Annotated in this window: 5 protein-coding genes; 3 read left to right on the forward strand and 2 right to left on the reverse strand. The window is 47.5% G+C overall.

The window, feature by feature from the left end; genetic code table 11:
• The first annotated feature begins 105 nt into the window (after window positions 1-105).
• On the forward strand, window positions 106-729 hold the full coding sequence (gene yihA / locus AC4MRN_RS07790) for a ribosome biogenesis GTP-binding protein YihA/YsxC (RefSeq protein ID WP_073318464.1): 624 nt from the start codon (window positions 106-108) through the stop codon (window positions 727-729).
• A gap of 622 nt (window positions 730-1351) precedes the next feature.
• Here the strand turns inward: yihA and polA are convergent.
• On the reverse strand, window positions 1352-4129 hold the full coding sequence (polA, locus tag AC4MRN_RS07795) for a DNA polymerase I (RefSeq protein WP_491202948.1): 2778 nt from the start codon (window positions 4127-4129) through the stop codon (window positions 1352-1354).
• Window positions 4130-4522: 393 nt separating this feature from the next.
• Between polA and elbB the strand changes: the two genes are divergently transcribed.
• Window positions 4523-5176, forward strand: coding sequence for an isoprenoid biosynthesis glyoxalase ElbB (gene elbB / locus AC4MRN_RS07800; protein WP_487964904.1), 654 nt, complete (start codon window positions 4523-4525; stop codon window positions 5174-5176).
• Between the two features lie 76 nt (window positions 5177-5252).
• Window positions 5253-6704 (forward strand): TrkH family potassium uptake protein, encoded by a 1452-nt coding sequence (locus AC4MRN_RS07805; protein WP_073318473.1) that lies wholly within the window; start codon window positions 5253-5255, stop codon window positions 6702-6704.
• Between the two features lie 41 nt (window positions 6705-6745).
• On the opposite strand, the gene AC4MRN_RS07810 is transcribed toward AC4MRN_RS07805, so the two are convergent.
• A partial coding sequence (locus tag AC4MRN_RS07810) for a C1 family peptidase (RefSeq protein ID WP_491202949.1) occupies window positions 6746-7816 on the reverse strand: 1071 nt, incomplete at its 5' end.

The raw sequence follows: 7816 nt of genomic DNA on the forward strand, positions 1-7816 counted from the left end.
TTAACGCGTCAGAAAAACCTATTCCATGCTAAAACTATGGAATTACATCGGTTTACTATTGAACTAAGACCAATGTAGCAGATGAACTGACTTTTGAGTAACGCAATGAGTTATTACAGCCAAGCAACCTTTTTTACCAGCGCACCTGATATTTCGCACCTGAAAGACGATACCGGCATTGAAGTCGCGTTCGCCGGGCGTTCGAATGCCGGAAAATCCAGTGCATTAAATACCCTGACTCGTCAGAAAAACCTCGCTCGTACCAGTAAAACGCCGGGGCGAACCCAGCTCATTAACGTGTTTGAACTGGAAGAAAACCGCCGATTGGTGGATTTACCGGGATACGGCTACGCCAAAGTACCGATGGCCATGAAGCTGAAATGGCAACGTTCACTGGGCGAATATTTACAAAAACGCAAAAGCCTGAAGGGGATTGTTGTGTTGATGGATATCCGCCACCCTTTTAAAGATCTCGATCAGGATTTAATCCAATGGGCTGTGGACGCAGGTCTGCCGGTGCTGGCACTGTTAACCAAATCTGACAAACTCAAATCGGGTAAACGCAAAGCCCAGCTACTAATGGCCCGTGATGCGTCACTTGCCTTTATGGGAGACGTTACGGTGCATACGTTCTCTGCGTTAAATCGACAAGGCCTGCCGGAGTTGGAGTCAATTCTGGACAACTGGTTTGGTCGTATTGAAGCCCCTGAAGCGGACTCGGAAGCATAGTACTCGAAGGTGTTTGCGTGAGTGTGTTGTGTCCTGAAAAAAAGAAACCCCATTCAATGAATGGGGTTAAGGACTGAGAGAAAACACATAAAAAAACCGATAATAAGAGTACGTAAAACTCCTGAAAGTTCAGATTATTTGTATCTTTTTTTAAACTTTTTTAAAACAGTATTTAAAACAATGTGTTGCGGGCTGAGATTTTTATAAAAAAGCCGAAAAACACGAACCTTCCCAATGAACTAATCTTCCCGCGTCGCAACTCTGTAGTTCCACTCTATTTGACATCCTATCTCACAACGGGGGCCAGTTCGTACTGATGTCTTCATACGACAACCAAAACTACGTTGTCTTCTTCTCGTCCTGTTTACCCATTATCTCAGTGAGAAGCTCCATGATTATGATGCTGCGGTACCGAATTTTGGGCAAAAAAAAGCTCCAGCAATGGCTGGAGCTTAAATCAAAGGTTTGAAAAACGATTTCTCACCTCTGTACCCTACATAACTAAGAGTACCGAAGACAGCGAAAATTGCAAGTCAAAAGTGTAATAAAATTACCGAATAAGGCAGAATTTAAACAAATTTTAACAAAGAGAAAGCGTTTTTCCGTAATATACTTACCAATTTTAGTGCGCTTCTTCCCAGTTTTCGCCTTTACCGGCTTCTACTTTCAATGGCACGTTTAACGTCGCGGCTTGCTCCATAATGGCGTTGATTTGAGCAACGTTGTCGTCGATGGCGTCGCGTTTTATTTCAAACACCAGTTCATCGTGCACCTGCATGATCATGATCACGTCATCTGACTGACTCTTCTGGATCCAATCATCAACCTGCAACATGGCCATTTTGATAATATCAGCGGCTGTACCCTGCATGGGGGCGTTGATTGCTGCGCGTTCGGCACCCTTACGGCGAGCACCATTACTGGCCTTAATGTCGGGCAAATACAAGCGGCGGCCAAAGACGGTTTCTACATAGCCGTGCTCTTTTGCAAACTCGCGGGTGGTGTCCATGTAAGACAGAACGCCGGGGTAGCGGGCAAAATACAGGTTCATGTATTCCTGTGCTTCCTGACGACTGACATTCAATTGTTTAGCCAGGCCAAATGCGGACATGCCATAAATTAAGCCAAAGTTAATGGCCTTGGCATTGCGACGTTGGTTGTCGGTTACGTCTGCTTCAGCCACATTAAACACCTCGGCCGCGGTGGCGCGGTGAATGTCTTTTCCATGGGCAAAGGCGTCCAGTAACCCTTTGTCACCGGAAAGATGCGCCATAATTCGCAATTCGATTTGCGAGTAGTCGGCGGCAACGATTTGATAGCCTTCCCGGGCAATAAACGCTTTTCTTACCCGTCGACCTTCTTCGGTTCTGATCGGAATGTTTTGTAAGTTCGGATCGGTAGAAGACAATCTGCCTGTTGCCGCAACGGCCTGATGGTAAGAGGTATGAACCCGGCCTGTGCGGTGGTTCATCATCTTCGGCAGCTTGTCTGTGTAAGTGCTTTTTAACTTTGTTAAGCCACGGTACTCCATAATTAACTTGGGCAGCGGGTAATCCAGCGCGAGTTCCTGTAATACCTCTTCCGATGTCGACGGGGCACCTTTAGGGGTCTTCTTAATAATCGGCAGTTCGAGTTTCTCGAATAAAATCTGCTGAAGTTGTTTGGTTGAGCCTAGGTTAAATGTTTCGCCCGCCATATCGTGAACTTCTTTTTCCAGTTCAACAATGCGGTTAGCCAGCTGTTGGCTCTGTTGCAGGAGCTGCTGTGAATCGATCAACACGCCGCGTTGTTCCATTCTGGCCAGCACCGACGCCAGAGGCACTTCAATGTCACTCAAAATGCTCACCAGACTGGTTTCATTTTGAAGCTTCGGCCAGAGAGCCTGATGCAAACGAAGCGTAATGTCGGCATCTTCGGCTGCATAGTGAGCGGCTTTGTCTAATTCAATTTGATTAAAGGTCAACTGTTTAGCGCCTTTACCGGCAATCTCTTCAAAGTGGACGGTGCGCACACCTAAATAATTCTGCGCTAAAGAGTCCATGTCGTGTCGCGAGGCGGTACTGTTGAGTACATAAGACTCAAGCATGGTGTCAAAAGCAATGCCTTGCAGCGTGATCCCATAATTGGCCAGCACATTTTTGTCGTACTTTAAATGCTGTCCGACTTTCTTGTGATCTGCGCTTTCAAGCCAGGGCTTTAACTTATCTAATACCCAGTCGCGGTTCAGTTGTTCCGGCGCACCCGGGTAATCGTGTGCAACCGGAATATAAGCGGCAACGCCAGGTTCAGCTGATACAGATACACCAACCAGTTCAGCCTCCATGTAGTCGAGACTGGTTGTTTCGGTGTCAAATGCCACCAGCGGCGCTTCTTGAATGAGGGCTAACCAATGTTCGAACGTTTCTTCGTCCAGTACGGTTGTGTACTGGGTTTCAATGGATTCGCTGTTTTGCGGTTCTGAATCGGTGGGCGCGTCTTCAGACTGACTTCCGGCCGATTCGAGCGCCGTTGCTACCTGACCAGACGTTACCTCCGCGTACCAACGCTTAAATTCGTATTCGCTGAATAAGGTTGCCAACGCGTCGTCATTGCTCGGGGTAGGTGCCAGTGAAGTAGGGGAGTAATCCAGCTCCAGATTAATATCGATGGTCGCAAGTTGATATGATAAACGGGCCTGTTTTTCATATTCTGCCATCTTCTTGCCCAGCGTTTTTGCGCCACGGAAGGAAAGCTCGGCGATTTTGTCAAGGTTCTCATAAATCGCGTCGATGCCACCGATGCCGTTTAGCAAACCCTGCGCACTTTTGTCACCCACACCCGGCACGCCCGGAATGTTGTCGACTTTGTCGCCTTTCAGCGCAAGGAAGTCGATGATCAGTTCTGGCGGAATACCAAATTTGTCTTTTACCCCTTCAACATCCATAAGCTGATTCGTCATGGTGTTGATCAAAGTAACATGCTCGTTAACCAACTGTGCCATGTCCTTGTCGCCTGTGCTGATCAGGGTGTCGATACCCTGTTCAGAAGCCTGACGCGCCAATGTACCTATAACGTCGTCAGCCTCTACACCTTCTTCAATAATTATAGGCAACCCCATGGCTCGAATAATCTCGTGCAGTGGCGCGATCTGCGATCGCAATTCCTCTGGCATAGGTGGGCGATTGGCTTTGTACTCAGGGTAAATATCATCGCGGAAGGTTTTGCCTTTGGCATCAAATACCACACCAATGTGAGTGGGTTGATATTGTTTGATCAGGCTTTTCAGCATGTTAATCACGCCATAGATGGCTCCGGTATCCTGCCCCTTGGAATTGGTAAGCGGGGGCATGCCGTGGAAAGCACGAAATAAATATGACGAACCATCTACCAGAATAAATGGCGGTTTTTCAGACGATGACATGGCAATTTTCTTCTCATTTATGCAATGAACGGAAGCATGCCACAGCACAGGCAATTGCGCTACCTTGAGTCTGGATCAGGTTGTGGATAAGTTTGTGATCTAATGTGATCTTTGATCGCAGGCCACGATCTTACCTCCACCGAATTTTCGGAAGAGTTTATTGAAAAATAAGGAAAAATAAAAAAGAGACTTGAAGCTACCCTGCTTTGTTATTTCCATATATTATTGTGGATAACAGACCTGTACAAGAATTGCTCAACGTGTAGGTCAACAACTAATCTAGCATACTTAAACAGAATTCCTAGCATTGGTTGATAAAATTTTTATTAGTTTATAGAGATAAATAAAAGTAAATAGCATAAGGCAATGATTGTCTGGTCTGGAGGCGAGTAGATGAAAAAGGCAGCAGTAATTTTGAGTGGGTGCGGTGTATTCGACGGTGCGGAAATTCATGAAGCCGTACTTACGTTACTTAGCTTGGAAAAGCACGGCGCGAGTTATCAGTGTTTTGCTCCGGATGTCGACCAGCTTCACGTCGTTAATCATTTAACCGGCGAAGTCGCTGAAGGTGAATCACGCAATGTGCTGGTAGAAGCTGCGCGCATTGCCCGCGGCAATGTTAAACCCGTCACTGAATGTCAGGTTGAAGAGTTTGATTTGCTGGTGTTACCCGGCGGGTTTGGTGCTGCAAAGAATCTTTGTACGTTTGCGGTTGATGGTCCTGATTGTTCCTTTAACGAAGACGTACTGGCGGTGTGTAAGCAATTTGCCGCAGCAGGCAAACCCGCGGCTTACGCTTGTATTGCACCGGCGCTGGCCGCTAAGGTGTACGGCAACAACACCAATGTGACTATTGGCAATGATGAAGGTACTGCTGCAGGCTTAGAAGCGTTTGGGGCTAAACATCAACTATGCGGCGTAGAAGACGTCATTATTGATCAGGACGCGAAACTGGTTACCACACCGGCTTACATGTTGGGGCAGAATATGCTCGAAGTCAGCATTGGTCTGGACAAGATGGTGCAGTCTGTACTGGCATTAAAGTAGCAAAATTTGGTTGATTGTTGCTTTCACTATATAGTGTAGGCAGCAATCATAAACCACTCTGAAAAAAGCGATAATAATGCACTACCGCGCTATCATTCGGATTCTGGGGCTGTTAGTTGCCCTGTTTTCTGTGACCATGATCCCACCTGCCATTGTGTCACTGATCTATCAAGACGGTAGTGGTCTGCCATTCTTCCTGGCGTTTATACTTTGTATTCTGACAGGGTGTGCGTTTTGGTACCCCAACCGCATGCACAGAAAAGATCTGCGTGCCAAAGAAGGCTTCTTAATCGTTGTGTTGTTCTGGTCGGTACTGGCCAGTTTTGGTGCCATCCCATTTATCCTGCTTGAACAGCCATCCATGAGTGTGACAGATGCATTTTTTGAGTCGTTCTCGGGGCTGACCACCACTGGGGCAACGGTGATTGAAGGGATCGATTTCCTGCCGCACTCCGTGCAGTTTTACCGCCAGCAACTGCAGTGGCTCGGTGGTATGGGTATCATTGTACTTGCCGTTGCCATTCTGCCTATATTAGGGGTAGGGGGGATGCAGTTGTATCGGGCTGAAACACCCGGGCCGGTAAAAGACTCAAAAATGACCCCCAGAATTGCTGATACGGCAAAGCACCTATGGTACATCTATTTGTCTTTAACCACGGCCTGCACCGTCGCTTATTGGTTGGCAGGCATGAATTGGTTTGACGCCATTTGCCACTCCTTTTCTACCATTGCAATTGGCGGATTCTCAACACATGACGCCAGTTTGGGGTACTTTAACAGTCCCATGGTGAATGCCATTTGTGCGGTGTTTTTATTAATTGCTGCCCTTAACTTCTCGCTCCACTATGCCGCTGCAAGTGGGCGCAATATAAAAGGTTACTGGCAGGACCCTGAACTCAAAGCGTTTTTGTTCATTCAGGCTGCGCTGATCCTGGTGTGCTTTATGGTGCTGGTTATGCACAATCAGTTTAGTACCGCTGAAGAGGCATTGGATCAGGCAGTAATACAAGCGGTGTCTATTAGTACCACGGCAGGGTTTGCGACAACCGATTTTGCTAACTGGCCTTCGTTCCTGCCTATCTTGTTGATTTTCTCAAGCTTTATTGGGGGGTGTGCAGGCTCAACCGGCGGGGGTTTAAAAGTCATCCGGGTGTACTTGTTGTTCCTACAGGGTAAACGCGAAATTGACCGGCTTATTCATCCCAAAGCGGTGTACTCTGTGAAATTAGGCGAACGGGCTATGCCAGACCGCGTTGTAGAGGCGGTGTGGGGGTTCTTTTCGGCTTACGCCATTGTGTTTGTTGTGATCATGATAGGGCTGATTGCCACCGGCTTAGATAACATTACGGCCTTTACGGCCACTGCCGCTACCCTGAATAACCTGGGACCGGGTTTGGGCTCTGTTGCAGGTACTTTTGCTGATGTCAGTGACGGTGGAAAGTGGCTGTTAGTGGTAGCAATGCTGTTTGGGCGTTTGGAAATATTCTCGTTGCTAGTCCTGTTTTCACCTACTTTCTGGCGAGGCTAAACTGGCGTCTATTGCCAGCGTTGCCTCGTATAAACCGGAGATTAGTCCACAAAGGATACAGAACGGATTGCTGTCAGCATACCAATGCTGGGATCTTGCTCACTGCGTATCAGGTTGTCTTTCATCCATTGCTCGGTGAGGCAGGCATAGCCACCCGCACCAAAACCTTCACCCCAGCTATTTGCCATAATTGCACAATACCGGCCTTCGTCTTCTAACATTGATTCAGGCAACTTAATGTAACCTATGAGCAGCATAGCGTGACCTGCTGCATGCATGCCGCTGGCGGCACTGCGATTGACCGGGTCGTTACTGCGAACTAAGCCATTTGTTTGCATATAGCTTTTAGTCAGTGTGAATCCTGCTGCAACCGGGTGATTCTGACGGATTTCCCCGAGTATATCGTCTTCATTTAAATTTCTTGCCATCGATGAGACACGCAATAAGCCCTGATCTTCCTGCAAACAGGTGTTGTTCAGGGGCGTGTAAGTCAGATTGCTATTGTCGCTAACCGGGATGTAAGGGCACGCTTGTTCACGACGTACGGCGGTGAAAAATTCTTTTATCGAGGTGTTTATAAAGCCTACGTCAAAGTTTGACCCATCGGAGCTGTTGTCTGTCGTACAGGCATCTTTAATGCACTCTGGGCGACTCAACCAATAGAAATGCTGTTCCGACAAATCAAGTTGATACTGTAAGTATTTTGGATGTTGGGCCAGTACCGTTTCGATTGCTCGAATACCGGTGAAGGCGGCACAAGTACCGCGGCGTTCCTGATTGCGAACCGGTACGTCCATGGCCGATGGAATAACGTAAAAATCACCCGGCTCCATACCGTCCAGTGGATGTTTGTAAGCAGGTTTAGCACCACTGACGATAATCGGTGATGCAAGAGGCTGTTGAGTAGCGGCTAAGTCAAATGTGGTCTTAAAGTATTGCTCTTCCTTGCGCCGATACTCGCGTTTAGCGATCCCCCATTTGCGCACGACTTTGTTATATTCGTCGGTCCACTGATCTACCGTGTCCCGGTATGATTGCTTAAACCCATCCATCATGCCTTTCATATCTGAATAAACATCGTCGGCATAGCCTTTTTTCTTAGGCTCCGGCTC

This window comes from Marisediminitalea sp. (assembly GCF_984433645.1).

Bases quoted from the DNA above. Each gene is read 5' to 3' on its own strand.
- yihA (WP_073318464.1), top strand. From the start codon at position 106: ATGAGTTATTACAGCCAAGCAACCTTTTTTACCAGCGCACCTGATATT.
- polA (WP_491202948.1), bottom strand. From the start codon at position 4,129: ATGTCATCGTCTGAAAAACCGCCATTTATTCTGGTAGATGGTTCGTCA.
- elbB (WP_487964904.1), top strand. From the start codon at position 4,523: ATGAAAAAGGCAGCAGTAATTTTGAGTGGGTGCGGTGTATTCGACGGT.
- AC4MRN_RS07805 (WP_073318473.1), top strand. From the start codon at position 5,253: ATGCACTACCGCGCTATCATTCGGATTCTGGGGCTGTTAGTTGCCCTG.